At 60.7% G+C, this 20,235-nt stretch carries 12 protein-coding genes and 1 pseudogene; 4 read left to right on the forward strand and 9 right to left on the reverse strand.

Annotation, left to right across the window (positions count from 1 at the left end; all coding sequences use genetic code 11):
- Positions 1 to 164 precede the first annotated feature (164 nt).
- Both guaB and guaA read left to right on the forward strand, forming a co-directional pair.
- Entirely contained in the window at positions 165 to 1,634 is a 1,470-nt protein-coding gene (gene guaB / locus PspS34_RS04985; RefSeq protein ID WP_008053208.1) for an IMP dehydrogenase, read from the forward strand.
- Positions 1,635 to 1,733: 99 nt separating this feature from the next.
- Positions 1,734 to 3,311, forward strand: a complete 1,578-nt coding sequence (gene guaA, locus PspS34_RS04990; RefSeq protein ID WP_008053207.1) for a glutamine-hydrolyzing GMP synthase — start codon at positions 1,734 to 1,736, stop codon at positions 3,309 to 3,311.
- A gap of 190 nt (positions 3,312 to 3,501) precedes the next feature.
- On the opposite strand, the gene PspS34_RS04995 is transcribed toward guaA, so the two are convergent.
- Positions 3,502 to 8,193 (reverse strand): membrane-targeted effector domain-containing toxin, encoded by a 4,692-nt coding sequence (locus PspS34_RS04995; protein ID WP_154909554.1) that lies wholly within the window; start codon positions 8,191 to 8,193, stop codon positions 3,502 to 3,504.
- Positions 8,194 to 8,382: 189 nt separating this feature from the next.
- Between PspS34_RS04995 and PspS34_RS05000 the strand changes: the two genes are divergently transcribed.
- Complete coding sequence (locus PspS34_RS05000; RefSeq protein WP_154861707.1) at positions 8,383 to 9,759, forward strand: multicopper oxidase family protein; 1,377 nt, start codon at positions 8,383 to 8,385, stop codon at positions 9,757 to 9,759.
- Positions 9,759 to 10,256, forward strand: coding sequence for a tRNA adenosine(34) deaminase TadA (gene tadA, locus PspS34_RS05005; protein ID WP_057716262.1), 498 nt, complete (start codon positions 9,759 to 9,761; stop codon positions 10,254 to 10,256). Before PspS34_RS05000 ends, tadA begins: the two co-directional genes overlap by 1 nt.
- Positions 10,257 to 10,370: 114 nt before the next feature.
- Here tadA and cmoB read toward each other — a convergent pair whose 3' ends face one another.
- The 8 genes and pseudogenes from cmoB to PspS34_RS05040 form a co-directional block, all read right to left on the reverse strand.
- A complete protein-coding gene (cmoB, locus tag PspS34_RS05010) occupies positions 10,371 to 11,327 on the reverse strand; it encodes a tRNA 5-methoxyuridine(34)/uridine 5-oxyacetic acid(34) synthase CmoB (protein ID WP_154861709.1) in 957 nt (318 codons plus the stop codon).
- Positions 11,324 to 12,067, reverse strand: a complete 744-nt coding sequence (gene cmoA, locus PspS34_RS05015; RefSeq protein WP_154909555.1) for a carboxy-S-adenosyl-L-methionine synthase CmoA — start codon at positions 12,065 to 12,067, stop codon at positions 11,324 to 11,326. Before cmoA ends, cmoB begins: the two co-directional genes overlap by 4 nt.
- Positions 12,068 to 12,256: 189 nt before the next feature.
- Positions 12,257 to 12,892: a lysoplasmalogenase gene (locus PspS34_RS05020; protein ID WP_102670158.1), complete on the reverse strand. Its 636-nt coding sequence runs from the start codon at positions 12,890 to 12,892 to the stop codon at positions 12,257 to 12,259.
- Positions 12,893 to 12,894: 2 nt separating this feature from the next.
- Positions 12,895 to 13,287, reverse strand: coding sequence for a protease inhibitor I42 family protein (locus tag PspS34_RS05025; RefSeq protein WP_150813643.1), 393 nt, complete (start codon positions 13,285 to 13,287; stop codon positions 12,895 to 12,897).
- A 208-nt stretch (positions 13,288 to 13,495) separates the two neighbouring features.
- Positions 13,496 to 15,913, reverse strand: coding sequence for an endopeptidase La (gene lon / locus PspS34_RS05030; protein WP_154861712.1), 2,418 nt, complete (start codon positions 15,911 to 15,913; stop codon positions 13,496 to 13,498).
- Positions 15,914 to 16,216: 303 nt separating this feature from the next.
- Positions 16,217 to 18,628, reverse strand: coding sequence for a glucose/quinate/shikimate family membrane-bound PQQ-dependent dehydrogenase (locus PspS34_RS05035; protein ID WP_150813646.1), 2,412 nt, complete (start codon positions 18,626 to 18,628; stop codon positions 16,217 to 16,219).
- Between the two features lie 97 nt (positions 18,629 to 18,725).
- A pseudogene (locus PspS34_RS28450) lies at positions 18,726 to 18,803 on the reverse strand (outer membrane lipoprotein carrier protein LolA); the annotation flags it as partial.
- 40 nt (positions 18,804 to 18,843) lie between these two features.
- Entirely contained in the window at positions 18,844 to 20,226 is a 1,383-nt protein-coding gene (locus PspS34_RS05040) for a carbohydrate porin (protein WP_154861715.1), read from the reverse strand.
- Positions 20,227 to 20,235 lie beyond the last annotated feature (9 nt).

Here is a 20,235-nt window from a genome sequence, read left to right on the forward strand (position 1 = left end):
CAAGCTCATCGCGAGCAGGCTCGCTCCTACAAAAAAAGCAGCAATCCCGCCTTTTAATCCCCGTATGTCAGTAATGCCAATAATAGACAGAGTTTTACATTGAACCCGAAGGGGTGTCTGACTATAATGGCGCGCTTCCATTTTCCCGCTCGGGAGCCCCCGCGATGCTGCGTATCAGCCAAGAAGCTCTGACATTCGACGACATTCTCCTAGTGCCCGGTTATTCCGAGGTGCTTCCTAACGAAGTCAGTCTCAAGACCCGCCTTACCCGTGGCATCGAGCTGAATATTCCACTGGTTTCCGCTGCCATGGACACCGTCACTGAAGCCCGTCTGGCAATCGCCATGGCTCAGGAAGGTGGTATCGGCATCATCCACAAGAACATGACCATCGAGCAGCAAGCTGCCGAAGTCCGCAAGGTCAAGCGTTACGAAGCTGGTGTGGTCAAAGACCCGATCACCATCGTCGCCGACGCCACCGTGCGCGAGTTGTTCGAATTGACCCGCATGCACAACATCTCCGGCGTTCCGGTACTGCACAATGGCGACCTGGTCGGTATTGTCACCTCCCGTGACGTGCGTTTCGAGAACCGTCTGGAAGCCACTGTCCGTGAAGTGATGACGCCTAAAGAGCGTCTGGTCACGGTCAAGGAAGGCGCCGACAAGAACGATGTGCGTGAACTGCTGCACAAGCACCGCATCGAACGCGTGCTGATCGTCGACGACAAATTCGCCCTCAAGGGCATGATGACCGTCAACGACATCGAAAAAGCCAAGGCTTACCCGCTGGCCAGCAAGGACGATCAAGGTCGTCTGCGCGTGGGTGCTGCAGTCGGTACCGGTAAAGACACCGGTGATCGCGTTGCCGCACTGGTCGCCGCCGGCGTTGACGTGGTGGTGGTCGACACCGCTCACGGTCACTCCAAGGGCGTGATCGACCGCGTTCGCTGGGTCAAGCAGAACTTCCCTGAAGTGCAGGTCATCGGCGGCAACATTGCCACCGGCGCCGCCGCCAAGGCCCTGGCCGAAGCTGGCGCCGACGCAGTCAAGGTCGGTATCGGCCCTGGCTCGATCTGCACCACCCGTATCGTCGCCGGTGTCGGCGTGCCGCAAATCAGCGCCATCGCCAACGTCGCCGCTGCCCTTGAAGGCACAGGCGTACCGTTGATCGCCGACGGCGGCATCCGTTTCTCCGGTGACCTGTCCAAGGCCATCGTGGCCGGTGCTTCCTGCGTGATGATGGGCTCGATGTTCGCCGGTACCGAAGAAGCGCCGGGCGAGATCGAACTGTTCCAGGGCCGTTCGTACAAGGCTTATCGCGGCATGGGTTCGCTGGGCGCCATGTCCCAGGCCCAAGGCTCCTCCGACCGTTACTTCCAGGACTCCTCGGCAGGCGCCGAGAAGCTGGTTCCGGAAGGTATCGAAGGGCGTGTTCCGTACAAGGGCACCCTGAGCGCGATCATCCACCAGTTGATGGGCGGCCTGCGCTCCTCGATGGGCTACACCGGCAGCGCCGACATCGAAGAGATGCGCACCAAGCCTGAGTTCGTGCGGATCACCGGCGCCGGCATGGCCGAATCCCACGTTCACGACGTGCAGATCACCAAGGAAGCGCCAAACTACCGCGTAGGTTGAGCCTTCAAGCAACAAGCTAAGCAACCGGGGCTGTTTTATTCAGCCCCGAGTTGTTTCTGAATCACGACTGTTTCCGAATTTTTTAGACGAGACTGAATCATGGCCCTCGACATTCACGCTCACCGCATCCTGATCCTCGACTTCGGTTCCCAGTACACCCAGCTGATCGCCCGCCGCGTGCGTGAAATCGGCGTGTACTGCGAACTGCACCCGTTCGACATGGACGAAGATGCGATCCGCGAATTCGCTCCTAAAGGCGTCATCCTCGCCGGCGGCCCAGAGTCGGTTCACGAAGCCAACAGCCCTCGCTGCCCGCAAGCCGTTTTCGACCTGGGCGTGCCGGTCTTCGGTATCTGCTACGGCATGCAGACCATGGCCGAGCAACTGGGCGGCAAGGTTGAAGGTTCCGAGCTGCGTGAGTTCGGTTATGCCCGCGTTGATGTAGTCGGCAAGAGCCGCCTGCTGGACGGCATCGAAGACCACATCGACGCTGACGGCCTGTTCGGCCTCGACGTGTGGATGAGCCACGGTGACAAGGTCACCCGCATGCCGGAAGACTTCCACATCCTGGCCAGCACTCCGAGCTGCCCGATTGCCGGCATGTTCAGCGACGAGCGTCGTTACTACGGCGTGCAGTTCCACCCGGAAGTGACCCACACCAAGCAGGGCGGTCGCATCCTGTCGCGCTTCATCCTCGACATCTGCGAGTGTGAAGCCCTGTGGACTCCGTCGAAAATCGCTGAAGACGCCATCGCCCAGGTTCGCGCCCAGGTCGGCACCGACAACGTCCTGCTCGGCCTGTCCGGCGGTGTGGACTCGTCCGTGGTTGCCGCGCTGCTGCACAAAGCCATCGGCGACCAACTGACCTGCGTGTTCGTCGACAACGGCCTGCTGCGCCTGCACGAAGGCGAGCAAGTGATGGCCATGTTCGCCGAGAACATGGGCGTCAAGGTGATCCGCGCCAACGCCGAAGAGCAGTTCCTCGGTAACCTGGCCGGCGAAGCCGACCCGGAGAAGAAGCGCAAGATCATCGGCCGTACCTTCATCGACGTGTTCGATGCCGAATCCTGCAAGCTGGACAACATCAAGTACCTGGCCCAGGGCACCATCTACCCGGACGTGATCGAGTCGGCTGGCGCGAAAAGCGGCAAGGCCCACGTGATCAAGTCGCACCACAACGTGGGCGGCCTGCCGGAAGAAATGAACCTGAAACTGGTCGAGCCACTGCGCGAACTGTTCAAGGACGAAGTCCGTCGTCTGGGCCTGGAACTGGGCCTGCCGTACGACATGGTCTACCGTCACCCGTTCCCGGGCCCGGGCCTGGGCGTGCGCATCCTCGGTGAAGTGAAGAAGGAATACGCCGACCTGCTGCGTCGTGCCGACCACATCTTCATCGAAGAACTGCGCAAGGCCGACTGGTACCACAAGGTCAGCCAGGCGTTCGTAGTGTTCCAGCCGGTGAAATCGGTTGGTGTGGTGGGTGATGGCCGTCGTTACGCCTGGGTCGTGGCCCTGCGTGCCGTGGAAACCATCGACTTCATGACCGCGCGTTGGGCTCATCTGCCTTACGAACTGCTGGAAACCGTCAGCGGCCGCATCATCAATGAAATCGAAGGCATCTCCCGCGTCACCTACGACGTGTCGAGCAAGCCGCCAGCGACCATTGAGTGGGAATGATCGTATGAGCCTGTGAACGCAGGCTCAAAACGATAGCGACAAAAAGAAGCCCCGGGTTGTGAGACCCGGGGCTTCTTGCGTTTCAGTTGTGTTCGCCCGAAATCCCCTGTGGGAGCGAGCTTGCTCGCGATGAGGCCAGCACATCCAGCATCTCCCGCGCCTGACACGCCGCCATCGCGAGCAGCTTGATTTACACCGGCAAACGCCCTTCGAGGTTCATGCCCATACGGCTAAGACCCCAGGACAGCTCATCGATGTTGGCATAAGGCACCTGATTCACGTCGGTCCATGCGGGGCGATTGATCAGGTAGCTGCCGTCAGCCGTGCGCTCGACCGGTGTTCTTGCCAGTTGACCGACTCTGCTGCGATGGATCAGTGTCCAGTTTCCGTTCGATTTCTCGAAAGTGAACATGCCTTGCCGATACAGCAGTCGATTAAGCGCTTCCGGTGTCTTTTCAAGCAGCGGCAGTGGCATCTGCAAGCTCAAGTCCGCGTGCAAAGTGTCGAAGTTTCCGTCGGTTAATTCGGGTTGGGTGGCAAAGCCGCGGCCTACCTCAATGCCTCGATCGGTTTCAATCAGCAGGCTTTCTTCCGGCAGCACTTCTTCGATGCGCAAACCAATACCGCCCTGCATTTCGCTGATGCCGGACATTCCACGAAAGGTGTTGATGTTTTCCTGATCCGTCAGCACCACCCATCTGCCCGCTCCGTTGAGCGTTTTGTCGGCCTCCATGATGGTGTGGGTGAGGTAGGTCTTGATGGCTTGCTCATGCATGTCGGGCATGGATGGGCCGGGGAAACGGTAACTGGCCAGGCAGTCGGTTGCCTGAATCCGAATACCATTTTGTTGAGCCGCCTTGACCACTTCAAGCGGGGTGAATCTGCCGGATGGATCGCTTTTCAGCTTCTGCAAATACGCCTGGAGATCATCGGGCATTGACCCGGTCTTGAAGAATTGATCGAGTTCCACCTGGTTGAAATCGTTGAGCAGGCGATGGAAATAGATCGTCTTGACTTCCTGTTGGGCAAGGGTCGGCATGTTCTCGATGAGAAACCGCATGCTGGCAATGCGGTCCTGGCTTTCACCGATGACCAGGCCAGGTGCGGCTTCAAATATCTTCGGAAGCAGTTCTGCGGCAGTGGTTGATGGCGTCACGACAGGAAGCTGCGGACGAGGGGGTAATGAAGCGAAAAAACCACTGCGGGTAAAGAATTGACGAGCGTCTTGTGACAGCTTGGCGCGCGGGGCCGCGACGTATCGTGCGTAAGTGGTCTCTGTGCGAAAGCTTCCGTCTGGCTGACGGATAAGTTTGATATGGGTTTCTCTCTCGTCCATCGCCAGTAGTCTGATACTGAATCGGTTAGTTGCATCGTATTGCGTGGCAGGGCGGCGCAGGATGGCCTGTGTTGGCTCTTGAACAGAGGCAGACGCAGAGGCCGGAGCAGATGTAGACGGCGGAACGCGGGACCCGCCCGGATGCCGGTTTCCACCCCCCCTGAGCCCGGCTCGGGGTGTCAGCTCCCATTCGCCCTCGGCATTGAGACGCACAGGGAGTGAACCTGAAAACGCGTTGGGATTTTCAGGATCGATGATGGCCCAGGTGCCGCCTCCGTTGGGATCGGCTTCGTAGCGCACGTAATAGGCCCTGTCATCGAGCAAGATCGCAGTGGCGGGGTTGGAGTCGAGTTGATAGATGCCCTGGAATTTTCCGGCTTCGCTCACGGGTGTCCACCCCTCGAGCAGTTCATTGGCTTGCCAGTGGTCCGGTATTTCGATGTGTGGAGAGGCTTGCGACAAGGAGGAATCGAGTTCACTTGCCAGCTCGACGGGCCAGCCCATGGGCTTCATGCCCTTTGCAACCAACGCTTGCTTGAGTTCTTCGAGGTTGTCCACTGTCATGGACTCGTAGGTTGGCCGAAGCGGGGTATCCAGATTCAGCATTCCACCAGGCGTGGATCTGATGACGCTGTCCGCCATCCCGTTGTTGGCATTGCGATAAACCACAAGGACGCTGCTGCGGTAGCGCTGAAAGGTGAACATCCCCGGTTCAGGCAACAGCGCTCGCAGTTGTTGCGGGGTCCTGTATGCCCATGGAGTTTCCATCTGCACGCGCACGTCACCTTTGATCAGTGCATGGACGCTGTCGAAGTCCATGCCATCAGATTCGTCATAAACAGGGGAATCCGGATAGTCCGCATGCTCCACGGCCAACCCCGGATCGGAGTCGATGGGTTGCGCTTGCCCCGGCGCTACGTCATCGATACGAATACTCAGGGCATCGGTCTGTTCGCTAATGCCGCGATAGCCTCTGAATGTCGCCATGTTTTCCTGATTGACCAAGGCAATCCATTTGCCCGGTTCTTTCAATGCTTCGTTGAACCGGATGACCTCGCTGGAAAAAAAACTCCTGGCCATCTGGTAGTTGGATTCCCAGTCAGTCGCTTCTTTGTTGATGTTGTAGGTCGTCGACATGTCGATGGCCTGAACCCGGATCTGTTGGGCATTGGCGGCTTTGACCAGCGCCAGCAGATTGAATTGGCCTGTTGGGTCGTTGCCGGCCTTGATGTCGAGTTTGTTCAGGTAGTTTTCCAGCTCGGCGGGCATTTCACCGGTGCGCGCGAAGGTGTCCAGTTCGAGTTGATTGACGTTGGCCAGCAGCTCCTGCAAGTACAGGGTCTTGACGCCCTGTTGCGCGAGCGTTGGCATGTTTTCGATCAGGAACTGTTTGCTGCCGATGCTGCCCCGGCTCTCGCCGACAACCAGGCCCGGTTTTTCCGCGTAGGCCGTTTCAAGCAGCTCGCCTGGCGTGGCGAACGCTTGTGCAGAGGGCGCCGGTTGGCTCGGCGTCGGTGGGTGAAGCTCGTACCAGGCCTTGGCGTCGCTGATCAGGTTGCGACGAGGTCCTTCCTGGGCCATCTCGAATTCGCTGAGCGTGATGACCTCTTGGCCGGCATCGGACATGAGTACGTTGTGGGCATCGATGCCTGCCACTGACCAGATCCGTCTGAACGGGCTGCGTACGTCGGGTCCACCCAGCGCCCATGTCCTCATTTCAGGGTCGTCAAGGCCCGGCACGTGAACGCCTGGCCGTCGTGACCACTCCTCGACGGCGGGGGAGGAGACGGCCGCTGCTTGCATCCCGCCTCTGAGGCCCAGTTTGGGAACGATTTCCCATTCTCCCGAATCATTCATAAACCGTACTGGAATCGAATCCGTGAAAGAGTCGGGATTGGCCGGGTCGATGATTGCCCAGTACCCACGCCCGTTGAGGCTGTTTTCATAACGCACGTAATAGGCGTTGCCGTTGAGTTTGATGGCGGACGAAGGATTCGAGGCGAGCCGATATGTACCCTGGAACTTGCCAGGTTCACGAACCAGGGCGTCATCGCCGGGCACATCATTAATCCTGAAGGCGTCCGGCACTGATGACGCTGGCCTGTCCTCAGTCGAGCCCGTGACAGTCTCTGATTCTCCTTCGATGGTTTCGACCTTCGACCCCGCGGTTTCGGCAGGTGTGGTTGATTCAATCAGGTCAGCCATTTCTTTGGCTTCGGCGGCGTCGATGTCCGGGCCGATTTCCTCCAGCGATCCCGGACCTTTGAGCACCAGGAGGTTGAACAGTAAATCGATACCGCTGAGCACGGCGCCAAGAACGCCGGCCTTGCGCTCCCCGGCGGTTTTGCCATTGACCGCCTGATCGATGTTCAAACCCAGGCTGGCGATACTGGCGCCGACCACCGGCAGGGCAATCGGCCAACCGACCACCGCCATGGGGCCGAATACTTTTAAACCGGCGCTGAGGTAACCGATCCAGAGTTTCTTGCGCAGATCGCCATTGGACGTCAGCGAGAGTTCGGCTTCGGCAAACATTGCGTTTTGGGTCGAGTTGCTCAACCAGCTGAATGCGTCGCCGGTGATGACCCGGTTTTTTTGATTGATCAGGTGATGGTCGTACTTGCCCCAAGTGCTGACCAGCCGGTTCATGATATCGGTGATGTTCTTGTCGATGGTTTGACGATCGGCCAAGGAAAAATGCGTCATGAAGCCTCGGCGAGCCTCTTCTTCGTTCATCTGCTGCAACATCCAGTAATGCATGTCCGTCGCGGTTTCCAGCACTTTGAAAGCGACGACTTCACCGGGCAGGTACACGATCTGGCGACCCTTGGGTGCGACGAAACGCAGGATGTTGGTGGCAAGGTACCCGTCGACGTCCAGAGCCCGAACAATGTCAGTGCAAGGGTGCTGAGCCCGCAGCATCTGCAGGTCGACGGGCCAGTTGATCGGACCCATTACAGCGTTCGTGACGAACTGGAAGTCATCGTCGCTCAACTGCCGCTTGTCCCTGGCCTTTACGGCTTGTATCAGAAAATTGCATTTGGCCAGGGTTCGGAAGTCGGTGCCGGACTGCTTCCAGAACGCGGTCAACTTGTCGGTATAGAACGAGCTGAAATCGATGTTCCAGAACGCCTTCAACACCTCGTTGCCGTGCAGGCGTACTTCGTTGGTTTCGTTGAACCTCCCGGCGTTCGGGCCGGCGGTATAAAAGCCTGCATAGACGTCAAGCAGGTCGGCGTTGTCCTGATCGCTGGTGCGAAAGCGCTGGATCACCAGCTGCGTCAGGGTCGTGGTTGACGTCGGCGTTGCTTTGACATGCTCCCAACCGGTGAACGTTTTCGAACTGCTTTCGGCTGTGTCGAAACGGTGGAAGTACACCTGATCCGGATCGAGGTCGGTAATGCCGGATTTTTTCAGTAAGTCGCTGGCGACTTCGTGCGCCGTGTCTTGCAGGCTCGGGCAAGTCTGGATGACGGTGGTGGCGATCGCCTTGATCGCGGCCTTGTCGGCGGCATTGGGCAGCGGGCGTGTTTCGTTCGGGTTCATGCACTCTCTTTCCTTGAGAAAACGGGATGTCGAGGATGGCCGGTTTTTTCAAGGCAAGTGCACTACATAGTTATGCCCACAGCTGATGTGCGGCCACAGGTCACCCTTACCGTTTCGCAGTTGCAGGTGTATCGTATTCGCCTTTTGCAGGCCCCGGGCCTGACGCTGATACGTGAGGTAGTTGAGTTCATGTCGTTTACCCGTCGCCAAATCCTCGGTGGCCTGGCCGGTCTTGTTGTCGTTGGTGTCGGTGCAGGGGGCGCGTCGCGTTACTGGCTGGGCAAGATGGCCGACGCCGAGGCGGGCCACGACTACGAGCTGATCGCAGCGCCGTTGGACGTGGAACTGGTAGCCGGGCACATGACCCAGGCCTGGGCCTTCGGCCCTTCGGCGCCGGGCACCGAGTTGCGGGTGCGCCAGGGTGAATGGCTGCGGGTGCGCTTCATCAACCACCTGCCGGTCGCGACCACCATTCACTGGCATGGCATCCGCCTGCCACTGGAAATGGACGGCGTACCCTACGTCTCGCAGCTACCGGTGTTGCCGGGTGAATATTTCGACTACAAATTCCGCGTGCCCGATGCCGGCAGCTACTGGTATCACCCCCATGTGAGCAGCAGCGAGGAACTCGGTCGCGGCCTGGTCGGCCCGCTGATTGTCGAGGAGCGTGAGCCCACCGGCTTCAAGTACGAAAAAACCTTGAGCCTGAAGAACTGGCACATCGATGAGCAGGGCGCTTTCGTCGACTTCAGTATTCCCCGGGAAGCGGCCCGTGGCGGCACGGCGGGGCGTCTGTCGACCATCAACGGCATCGCGCAAGCGGTGATTGATTTGCCGGCCGGGCAGATCACCCGTGTACGTTTGCTCAACCTCGATAACACCTTGACCTATCGCCTGAATATTCCCGGCGTCGAAGCGCAGATCTATGCGCTGGATGGCAACCCCATCGAACCGCGCCCGCTCGGCAAGGAATACTGGCTCGGCCCCGGCATGCGTATCTGCCTGGCGATCAAGGCACCGCCGGCCGGTGAAGAGCTGTCCCTGCGCAATGGCCCGGTGCGCCTGGGTACGCTGCGTTCGGTAGCCAACACCGACGCCCCGACCGAGTGGCCGCCCGCGCTGCCCGCCAACCCGGTGGCCGAGCCGGACCTGGCCAATGCCGAGAAACTCAACTTCAATTTCGAATGGGTCGGTTCGGTGTCGGTGAACGTCGATAATGGTAAGCCGCCAAGCCTGTGGCAGATCAACGGCAAGGCCTGGGACATCACCGACAAGACCTGCGCCGACCGCCCGATTGCCAAGCTTGAGAAGGGCAAGAGCTATATCTTCGAATTGAAAAACATGACCCAGTATCAGCACCCGATTCACCTGCACGGCATGAGTTTCAAGGTCATCGCCTCGAACCGGCACAAGGTCATTCCGTATTTCACCGACACCTACCTGCTGGGCAAGAACGAGCGCGCGCAGGTAGCGCTGGTGGCGGATAACCCGGGTGTATGGATGTTCCACTGCCATGTGATCGATCACATGGAAACCGGCCTGATGGCCGCTATCGAGGTGGCGTGATGCGTCAGATTCGTCCCGCCGCCATCATCGACCGCAGTCGTGATCGCGAATTCATGCGTGAGGCCCTGGCACTGGCGGCCCAAGGCGCGGCCCTCGGCGAAGTGCCGGTGGGCGCGGTACTGGTCCAGGATGGGGAAATCATCGGTCGCGGCTTCAACTGCCCGATCAGTGGCAACGACCCCAGCGCCCATGCCGAAATGGTCGCGATCCGCGCCGCCGCCCAGGCCGTCAGCAATTACCGACTAACCGGCAGTACGCTTTACGTGACGCTGGAGCCGTGCAGCATGTGCGCGGGCCTGATCGTGCACTCGCGGATTGCCCGTGTGGTGTATGGCGCGCTGGAGCCCAAGGCGGGGATCGTGCAGAGCCAGGGGCAGTTCTTTACCCAGGGCTTCCTGAATCATCGGGTACTGCATGAAGGTGGGGTGTTGGCGGAGGAATGCGGGGCGGTGCTGAGCGAATTCTTTAAGGCCAGGCGCGCAAAACCTTCAGACTGAATACCGCCCCCCTGTAGGAGCGAGCCTGCTCGCGATGGAGTGTCAGTCTAAGTGGTGTCGACTGACACACCATCGCGAGCAGGCTTGCTCCTACAGGGATCTCCATCGTGACAATTATTTGCGCGCCACAATCACCGCCCGCATCGGCGCCGGCAGCCCTTCAATGGTCTTGCTGTGATCTTCCGGATCGAGGAAGTCACTGAGCGACTGATACTTCATCCACTCCGTCCCGCGCTGTTCCTCGACCGTGGTGGTGCTCACGTCCACGCACTTCACGTCTGTGAACCCGGCACGTCGCAACCACAACTCCAGCGCCGGCACCGACGGCAGGAACCACACGTTGCGCATCTGCGCGTAGCGGTCCTCCGGCACCAGCACCTGATGTTTGTCGCCTTCGACCACCAGGGTTTCCAGCACCAGCTCACCGCCCTTGACCAGGCAATCCTTCAGCGCCAGCAAATGTTCGATGGGCGAACGGCGGTGGTAGAACACGCCCATGGAAAACACTGTGTCGAACCCTTCGAGGTTCGGCGGCAGGTCTTCGAACGGGAAGGGCAGGTGCCAGGCGTTCGGCTCGGACAGGTAGCGTTGCACCGCCTGGAACTGGCAGAAGAACAGCCAGTTCGGGTCGACACCGATCACGCTGTTCGCGCCGGCGCCAAGCATGCGCCACATGTAATAACCGTTGCCACAGCCGACATCGAGGATGCGCTTGCCCTTCAGGTTCAGGTGCGGGGCGACCCGTGACCACTTCCAGTCCGAGCGCCATTCGGTGTCGACGTGCACGCCGAACAGGTCGAACGGCCCTTTGCGCCATGGCGACAGGCCCATCAGCGCGGTGCGCATTTGCGCGCGGGTCTCGTCGCTGCAATCGGTATCGAGCTTCAAGCCATTGAGCAAATCGACTTCGCTCGGCTGGATCTTCGGCAGGGCGTCCAGCGCGCTTTGCCAGCGTTCCAGGTCGCCGTGGCCCTTTTCCATTTTCTTGTCGAGTTGCGCTTGCAGGGTGTTGGCCCATTCGGCCAGCGGCGTGCCGGCCAGACGGCGGGCGAGGGGGGACAGATCAATCATGGCAAGGCAATCAACGAGGCAAAGTTAAGACACTGGAACCACGGCACGACTTTCGAGAACCCGGCGGCCAGCAGGCGTTCGCGGTGTTCTTCGAGGCTGTCGGGCTTCATGACGTTTTCGATGGCGCTGCGCTTCTGGGCGATTTCCAGTTCGCTATAGCCGTTGGCGCGTTTGAAGACGATATGCAGGTCGGTGAGCAACGCGTGTTCCTGCTCGTCTTCGAAACGCAGTTTTTCCGAGAGGATCAGGGCGCCGCCGGGCAACAGCGACTGACGGATGCGCGACAGCAATGCCGTGCGTTGGTCCCGGGCGATGAATTGCAGGGTGAAATTCAGCGCCACCACCGAGGCCGGCTGGAACTCCAGCGCCAGGATGTCGCCTTCGATCACCTCCACCGGCAGCAACTCCTGGAACATCGAGTCCTGACCGTTGAGGTACTCGCGGCAGCGTTCGACCATCGCCGCCGAGTTATCCACAGCGATGACGCGGCAACCGTCGGTGCGCACGTGGCGGCGCAGGGCCTGGGTCACGGCACCCAGCGACGAGCCCAGGTCGTAGAGCACGCTGCCCGGCTGGGCGAACTGCGCGGCGAGCACGCCGAGGTTTTCGACGATGGTCGGATAACCCGGCACCGAGCGCTTGATCATGTCCGGGAACACCCGCACCACATCCTCGTTGAAGGCGAAGTCAGGCACCTGGGCCAGAGGCTGGGCGAAAAGGCGATCGGGTTCTTTGCTCACGGCGGTTCCAGCGGTGTAGGTGGAAAAGGCCGGCATTTTAGCCAAGTTGGCGCGGGGATGCGCGGGTTGTCTGATAAACCGCCAAGCAGCCTGCAAAGTCTGTGTGTTCAGTGATATTGCTATCGCGAGCAAGCTCGCTCCCACAAGGGCTGTGCAATACCTGTGGGAGCGAGCTTGCTCGCGATGGGGTCAGCGCGGTTTCTGAGTGAACGCCGATGCCGTGATGCCCCATTGCCCCAGCCAATAGCTGAGGATGATCACGTACGGCGCCGCGTCGAACGGCACCACAAACCGGCTGATGCCGATCACGCTGTCGGAGAACACGAATGCCACTGCGCCCGCCGCCGCCAGTAGCGCCGAGCGTTTGGGCACATCGGTCCCGAGTCGGGCCAGGGCGCGCCAGAGCATGGCGCTGATCGCCGTGCCATAGACAATCACGGGCACCAGCAAGGGGCCGAGGCCGTTGGAAATCAGAATCCCCAGCAGGACGGCGCCGACACCGAGGGCCAGAATCAGTGGCAAGGCGGCCAGACGCCGGCAATCGCTCAAATACGCTTTCAGATAGGCCAGATGCGCAACCAGAAACGCCCCAAGGCCGAACACGAACAAATCCCCCGGCCATGCCAGCAACACGTCGCCGACCAGGGAGAAAATCAACCCCAGGCTGATCCAGCGCCGATACTCGCCTGGCGGTGCGTCGTGCAGCCAGCCGAGCAGGGCCAGCACCGGCAGCGGCTTGACCAGCAGGCACAGCAGGGACGCATGCACGCTCAGGCCATAAAGGAAGGTCACTGCGCCCATCAGCGCCAGAATCAGCCAGCCCACGGTCAGTTGACCGAGATCGCGCAGTCGAAAGAGTCCACCGGCAGCACTTCCGGCGCCCATGGCTGTTGCGAGGTCAGGCGCAAGCGTCCGGTGCCGGGCGCGAAAGCCTGAAAGCGCCAGGTCGAGACTCCGGCCGCGCCGACGATGCCGGCATCTTCCGGATTTCGATAAACCTCTGGGCCCAGGGCGTGCAACACACCGCCGGCCGAATCCTGGATCGCCCAGCGATAACCCGTGGTCGGATTGCTCGGCAGGGTCAGGATCAGGTTTTGCCCGTTGCTGAGCTGAACCGGACATTCGCTTTGTTTTTCCACTGTCACGTTGTGCGCAGGTTGCGTGGCGCATCCGGCCAGCAGGGCGAGGGCGAGGGGGACAAACAGGCGAATGGGGGACATAAGGTCAGTGGCTCCGGCGTTCACGACGAACGGCGAGCATAACTTAAGATGAGACAAAGTGTGACAGCCACGGGAATTGGCGTTTTGAGTACTGGCGCCTTCGCGAGTAAGCCCGCTCCCACATTAGACCGAGTGACTTGCTTATTACGCGATCAAATGTGGGAGCGGGCTTGCTCGCGAAGGCGATGAAGCAGGCGCTAGCGATATATCAGAACAACACCTTCGCCACATCCGCAAACCGCTTGGCGAAGTGCACGCTAATCCCTTCCTTCAGATACTCCGGCAGCTCCTCGAAATTCCCCCGGTTGGCCTCCGGCAAAATCAGCTCGAAAATCTTCTGCCGCCGCGCCGCAATCACCTTTTCCCGCACCCCGCCAATCGGCAGCACATGCCCGGTCAACGTCAGTTCGCCGGTCATGGCCACGCCTTTTTTCGGTGGCTGATTGCGTGCCAGCGACAGCAGGGCGCTGGCCATGGTCACACCTGCGCTCGGGCCGTCTTTTGGCGTCGCACCTTCCGGCACGTGCAGATGGACGAAGGCTTCGTCGAAGAATTTCGGATCGCCGCCATAGGACTTCAGGTGCGAGCTGACATAGCTATAGGCGATTTCCGCCGACTCTTTCATCACATCACCCAATTGCCCGGTGAGCTTGAACCCACGGTTGAGGGTGTGGATGCGCGTGGCTTCGATCGGCAGGGTTGCACCACCCATGCTGGTCCAGGCCAGCCCGGTGATCACGCCGACCCCCGCCAGCACCTGCTCGTTGCGGAACACCGGTTTGCCGAGTGAAGCCTCCAGGTCTTTCGGCCCGAGCTTGATCACGGCTTTTGGTTCGTCGAGCAGTTTCATCACCGCTTTGCGCACCAGTTTGCCGAGGTTTTTTTCCAGCTGGCGCACGCCGGCTTCACGGGCATAACCGTCGACCAGCGCCTTGAGCGCGCTGTCGCTGATGCTCAGACTGCCCTTGGACACACCGGCTTTCTCAAGCTGCTTGGGCCACAGGTGGCGCTTGGCGATGGCGACTTTTTCTTCGGTGATGTAGCCCGACAGGCGAATCACTTCCATCCGGTCCAGCAGCGGGCCGGGGATCGAATCCAGGGTATTGGCGGTGCAGATGAACAGCACTTTCGACAGATCCATACGCAGATCGAGGTAGTGGTCGAGGAACTCGACGTTCTGCTCCGGATCGAGGGTTTCCAGCAGCGCCGAGGCCGGGTCGCCCTGGTAGCTCTGGCCCATCTTGTCGATTTCGTCGAGCATGATCACCGGGTTCATCACTTCGACGTCTTTCAACGCCTGCACCAGTTTGCCCGGCTGCGCGCCGATGTAGGTGCGGCGATGGCCCTTGATCTCGGCTTCGTCGCGCATGCCGCCAAGGCTGAAGCGGTAGAACGGCCGGCCCAGGGATTCGGCGATGGATTTGCCGACGCTGGTCTTGCCCACGCCCGGCGGGCCCACCAGCAATACGATGGAACCGCTGATCTCGCCTTTGTAGGCGCCGACCGCGAGAAATTCGAGGATACGGTCCTTGATGTCATCGAGGCCGGCGTGATGTTTGTCCAGCACCTTGCGCGCGTGCTTGAGGTCGAGTTTGTCCTCGCCGTACACGCCCCACGGCACCGAGGTCGCCCAGTCGATGTAATTGCGGGTCACCGCATATTCCGGCGAGCCGGTTTCGAGCACCGACAGCTTGTTCATTTCTTCTTCGAGGCGTTTCTGCACCTGCGCCGGCAGGACTTTGCCCACCAGCCGCTGCTCGAACTGTTCGAGGTCGGCACTGCGGTCGTCCTTTGTCAGCCCCAGCTCCTGCTGGATAACCTTGAGTTGTTCCTTGAGGAAGAACTCGCGCTGATGTTCACCGATCTTGCGGTTAACTTCGGCGGAAATCTCTTTTTGCAGGCGCGCGACTTCGACTTCCTTGCGCAGCATCGGCAGGACTTTTTCCATGCGCTTGAGCATCGGCACGCAGTCGAGCACTTCCTGCAACTCGCTGCCGGTGGCCGAGGTGAGCGCGGCGGCGAAGTCGGTCAGCGGCGACGGATCGTTGGGACTGAAGCGGTTGAGGTAGTTCTTCAGCTCTTCGCTGTACAACGGGTTGAGCGGCAGCAGTTCCTTGATCGCATTGATCAGCGCCATGCCGTAGGCCTTGACCTCGTCGGTCGGCTCGGTGGGCTGGTGCGGGTATTCGACTTCCACCAGGTACGGCGGGCGGTGATGCTTGAGCCAGGTCTTGAGGCGTACGCGGGTCAGGCCTTGGGCGACGAACTGCAGCTTGCCGTTTTCGCGGCTGGCGTGGTGCACCTTGACCAGCGTGCCGTAGAGCGGCAGGGCCGAGGTGTCGAAATGGCGCGGGTCTTCCTGGGGCGTGTCCATGTAGAACAGGGCCAGGGAGTGGTGATCGGATTTGCTGACCAGATCGAGGGTTTCGGCCCACGGTTCTTCGTTGACGATGACCGGTAGCACCTGGGCCGGGAAGAACGGTCGGTTATGGATCGGGATGACGTAGACCTTGTCCGGCAGGTTCTGGCCCGGCAGGGCCAGGCCTTTGCCAGGTTTGTGCTGCTGGGCGTTTTCCGGATCGGCGTATTCGCTCGGGTCTTCGGGGAATTCCTGCTGGTCGCTCATGGGGGCACCTGCGCAATGGGTATGGGTCTTAGATGGGGCAGGTTGGCGGTGGTTTCAACGGTCATTTTCTGCGACGCGGTGTTTCGCAGGTGTGTTCAGCAGACAGACAGGTTAGCTGAACCATGGCTGTGTGCGGTCAAAATGTGGGAGCGGGCTTGCTCGCGAAAGCGGTGTGCCAGACAACATTTGCATTGCCTGACACACCGCTTTCGCGAGCAAGCCCGCTCCCACAGGGGGGGCGATGTGGCACAAAAAAGGCGACGTCCTCACGGGCGTCGCCTTTGTTTTGACTGCCGCTAAAACTTACTCGGACAGTTTGTAAGCAATCACATAGTCACCCATTTTGGTGCCCAGTGAGCCGTGACCACCGACGACCAACAGCACGTACTGTTTGCCGTCCTTGCCGGTGTAGGTCATCGGCGTAGCCTGACCGCCAGCCGGCAGGCGCGATTTCCACAGCTCGTTGCCGGTGTTGACGTCATAGGCGCGCAGGTATTGATCCAGCGTGCCACTGAGGAAGCCGACGCCGCCGGCGGTGACCATCGAGCCGCCCATGCTTGGCACGCCGAGTGGCAGGCCGATAGGCAATGGCGAGCTGTCGCGGCTGGTGCCGTTCTTGCGTTTCCACACGACTTTGCTTGTGGTCAGGTCGATGCCGGCCACGTAGCCCCAGGCCGGCGCCTGGCACGGTACGCCTAACGGCGACATGAACGGGTGCATGATCACCGCGTAAGGTGCGCCCGTGTTCGGTTGCACACCCGCGGTTTCGCTCTCGCGCTTGCTGTCGGCCGCGACTTCGGCGCGAGGTACCATCTTCGAGACGAAGGCCATGTAGTTCGGGCTGGTGAAGAGCATCTGGCGAACCGGGTCGACCGAAACGCCGCCCCAGTTGAAGACGCCGACGTTACCCGGATAGATCAGGCTGCCCTGTTCCGACGGCGGGGTGTACTGGCCTTCGTAACGCAGTTCCTTGAACTGGATGCGGCACAGCATCTGATCGAACGGGCTGGCGCCCCACATGGCTTTTTCGGTCAGTTCCGGGGCCAGCAGGTTCAGGTCCGAACGGGCCTGGGTCGCAGCAGTGTGGTCGCCTTTCACCGCGCCTTGCGGCACAGGAATTTCGTGGATCGGGATGATCGGCGTGCCGTCACGACGGTCGAGGACGTACAGGCTGCCCTGTTTGGTCGGGGCGATCAGCGCAGGTTTCACGCCGTCTGCGGTTTTCATGTCCAGCAGGGTTGGCTGGCTGCCGACGTCCATGTCCCACAAATCGTGGTGAGTGAACTGGTAGTTCCAGCGCACCTTGCCGGTGGCCAGATCCAGCGCGACCAGGCCGGCGCTGAATTTCTCGGCGCCCGGGGTGCGGTCCGCGCCCCACTGGTCAGGGGTCTGGTTGCCCAGTGGCAGGTAGACCATGCCGAGTTTTTCGTCGACGCTGGCCAGCGACCACATGTTGGCCGAGTTGCGGCTGTAGTGTTCGCCCTCTGGTAGCGGTTCGGTCGCGTCGGGATTGTTGCTGTCCCAGTTCCACACCAGATGACCGTCGTGTACGTCAAAGGCACGGATCACGCCGGACGGCTCGTTGGTCGATTCGTTGTCGGTGACGTGGCCGCCCATGATCACCAGATCACGGGTGATCGCAGCTGGCGAGGTGGAGTAGTAGCCGCCGGCGGTGAACGGGCCGATGCCTTGAGTCAGGTCAACCACACCGTTGGTGCCGAAGTCTTCGCAGATCTTGCCGGTGTCGGCGTTGAGTGCGATCAGGCGTGCATCGGCGGTTGGCAGGTACAGGCGACGCGGGCAAGCCTGGGCAACGGCTTTGCCGGCCTCGGAGATGACGGCGGACGCAGCGCTTTCAGACTTGGCGTAAGCGGCTTCGTCGTAGTACGACACGCCACGGCAGGTCATGTGGGCGAAGCCCTTGAAGCCCACCGGGCTCTTGATCTGCGGGTCGAAACGCCACAGTTCCTTGCCGGTGTCCGGGTCCAGCGCCAGCACTTTGCTATGGGCGGTGCAGGCATAGAGCATGCCGTTGGCCTTGAGCGGGGTGTTTTCGTTGGTCAGTTCCACCGGGTCATCGGCGGTTGGCAGATCGCCGGTCTGGATACGCCAGGCTTCTTGCAGCTTGCCGACGTTGGCCGGGGTGATCTGCTTGAGCGGCGAGTAGCGGTCACCGAATTCGCTGCGGCCATAGGCCTGCCAGTCGCCTTCGGGCATCTGCGGCGCGGTGCTGGTCATGTCCGCGTTGTCGCGGCCCAGTTCGCCGAAGGTTTCGCCCGGATGGGTGAACTGGCTGGCCACGGCGGTGGCGCCGGCCAGGACCACGGCCACGCTCAAGGCGCCAGTACCCATAGGGGCAGGGCCGTTGATCAGCAATGGACGACGGAACCACGGCAGCAGCATCACCACACCGAGGGCGAACCACAGCGCCAGGCGCGGCACCAGTTGCCACCAGTCGAGGCCAACTTCCCACAGTGCCCAAACGGTGCTGGCGAACAGCACCAGCGCGTACAGGCCCAGCGCCGCGCGGCGGGCAGCGATCAGCAGGACGCCGCTCAGCGCGATGCCGATACCGGCCAGCAGGTAATACAGCGAGCCGCCAAGCATGCTCAGCTTGATCCCCCCGGCCAGCATGGCCAGGCCCATCAGCAGAAGCAATATGCCGAGCAGGGTCGGCAATAAACGGCTTCGGCTCAAGGCACCATCAGTGCTCATAGTGTGATTCTCCGTGACGTTTCAAGTAGTCCCGCGCAAGTTCACTGTAGATGACGATCTTGTGCGGGCAGGGTTCAGATAAAACGGGTTAGTCCCTTGTAGGAGCGAGCCTGCTCGCGAAGAACCTGAGAGCGCCGTGTGGTGTCAGGCTCGCAGCGTTATCGTTGACGACCATCGCGAGCAGGCTCGCTCCTACAAAGGTTTTGTGTGGTTGGTTAGAACGAGGACTGGACCTTGATCCCGCCGATCAGCGCGTCATCGACCTCGTCCACGCCACCGGGATGGCGGATGTATTGCAGGTTCGGGCGCACGGTCAGCCAGTTGGTCACGTGCACGCCGTAATAGAGTTCAGCGCTGTATTCGGTGTCCTGGGGCGGCAGGTAGGACGGATTGTCGTAGTCGAAAACGACATTGGCCTGGTTGGTCGCCTCGGCATTCTTGCGATAGGCCGGGTTGACGTGGACGCGGGCCATGGCAAAGCCGATGTCGTCCCTGGCGCGCGCATCGAGCAGGCCTTTGTAGACGAGGCCGGCCTGGACGTAGTTGTCGATGGCGTTGGTCTTCTTGTCGTGCATCGTGCCGTTGGCGAACAGGCTCAGGCCGCGGGAGTGGTCGCTGGCGAGGCTGGTGACTTGCTGCTGAAGGCCCAGCCACACACCGTGTTTGCTCGACGCGCTGCGATAGGCTTCGCCACTCAGGGCGGCAGGCTGGCCATTGCTGTCCTTGTAGACGTCGGTAGCGTTGGCGCTGCTGTAGTAGTAACCGGTGCGGTATTCACCCGGCAGGCCGTTGAGTTTCGGCGTCCACACCAGCTCCACCGGCAGGACTGCGCCCTGGGTGCCGCTGCCGCTGAGCTTGAAACCGTTGTCGCGGTCAAGGTTCGACGGGTTCTGCTCATACGCGCCGATCTGCGCGTACAACTCTGGCGTCAGGTGATATTTGACCCGCAGCGCCCACTGGCTGACCGGCCAGTTGTACCAGATGTCGCCCGCCCAGTTGCCGACCTGGGAGCCACAGAACGCCAGGTTCTGGAAGTCGCAGGGGAAGCTGTTGAAGTCTTCGCCCTCACCGAAACGGCCGACCTTGATGTCGAGGCTCTGATCGAAGAACTTCTGCTGATACCACATCTGCGTCAGGCGCCAGGTCTGGCCGCGGCCCCAGACTTCCTGGGCCGAGGTGAAGCCACCGACACGCGGGTCGTTGATGCGGTCATTGCTGATGTTGTTGCCGCTGCGTTCGGTGATGGTCAGCTGAAATTCAGCATCGTCCCAGCCGAGGATCTTCTGCAAGTCCAGGTGGGTGCCCAGGCCGAACTGGTCGCTGTAGCGCGCGGTGCGGTCGTGGTCGTAGCCGCCGTGAAGGTTGCTGCCCATTTCGCCGGTGTAATCCAGTTTGAAGTCATAGCCTTTTTCCGCCAGCTCCGTACGTGTGCCGTTCCAGTCGCCGAGCATCCACGGTGAGTCGCTATCGAATGCCGGAGCAGCCTGGACACACGTGGCGAGGCCGAACGCGGTGAACCCGCCGATCAGTTTGAGGGCGTTGTGGCAAGAGACAGTCTTAAAGACAGCGCTGTCTTTCGAAAATCGCAAATCAGGCATAGGGAAGAA

Source organism: Pseudomonas sp. S34, from assembly GCF_009866745.1.
GTDB lineage: Bacteria > Pseudomonadota > Gammaproteobacteria > Pseudomonadales > Pseudomonadaceae > Aquipseudomonas > Aquipseudomonas jessenii.

Coding starts and splice junctions, on each gene's coding strand:
- PspS34_RS05035 (WP_150813646.1), bottom strand. CDS start 18,628: ATGAGCACTGATGGTGCCTTGAGCCGAAGCCGTTTATTGCCGACCCTG.
- lon (WP_154861712.1), bottom strand. CDS start 15,913: ATGAGCGACCAGCAGGAATTCCCCGAAGACCCGAGCGAATACGCCGAT.
- guaB (WP_008053208.1), top strand. CDS start 165: ATGCTGCGTATCAGCCAAGAAGCTCTGACATTCGACGACATTCTCCTA.
- PspS34_RS04995 (WP_154909554.1), bottom strand. CDS start 8,193: ATGAACCCGAACGAAACACGCCCGCTGCCCAATGCCGCCGACAAGGCC.
- PspS34_RS05000 (WP_154861707.1), top strand. CDS start 8,383: ATGTCGTTTACCCGTCGCCAAATCCTCGGTGGCCTGGCCGGTCTTGTT.
- cmoB (WP_154861709.1), bottom strand. CDS start 11,327: ATGATTGATCTGTCCCCCCTCGCCCGCCGTCTGGCCGGCACGCCGCTG.
- PspS34_RS05040 (WP_154861715.1), bottom strand. CDS start 20,226: ATGCCTGATTTGCGATTTTCGAAAGACAGCGCTGTCTTTAAGACTGTC.
- guaA (WP_008053207.1), top strand. CDS start 1,734: ATGGCCCTCGACATTCACGCTCACCGCATCCTGATCCTCGACTTCGGT.
- tadA (WP_057716262.1), top strand. CDS start 9,759: ATGCGTCAGATTCGTCCCGCCGCCATCATCGACCGCAGTCGTGATCGC.
- PspS34_RS05025 (WP_150813643.1), bottom strand. CDS start 13,287: ATGTCCCCCATTCGCCTGTTTGTCCCCCTCGCCCTCGCCCTGCTGGCC.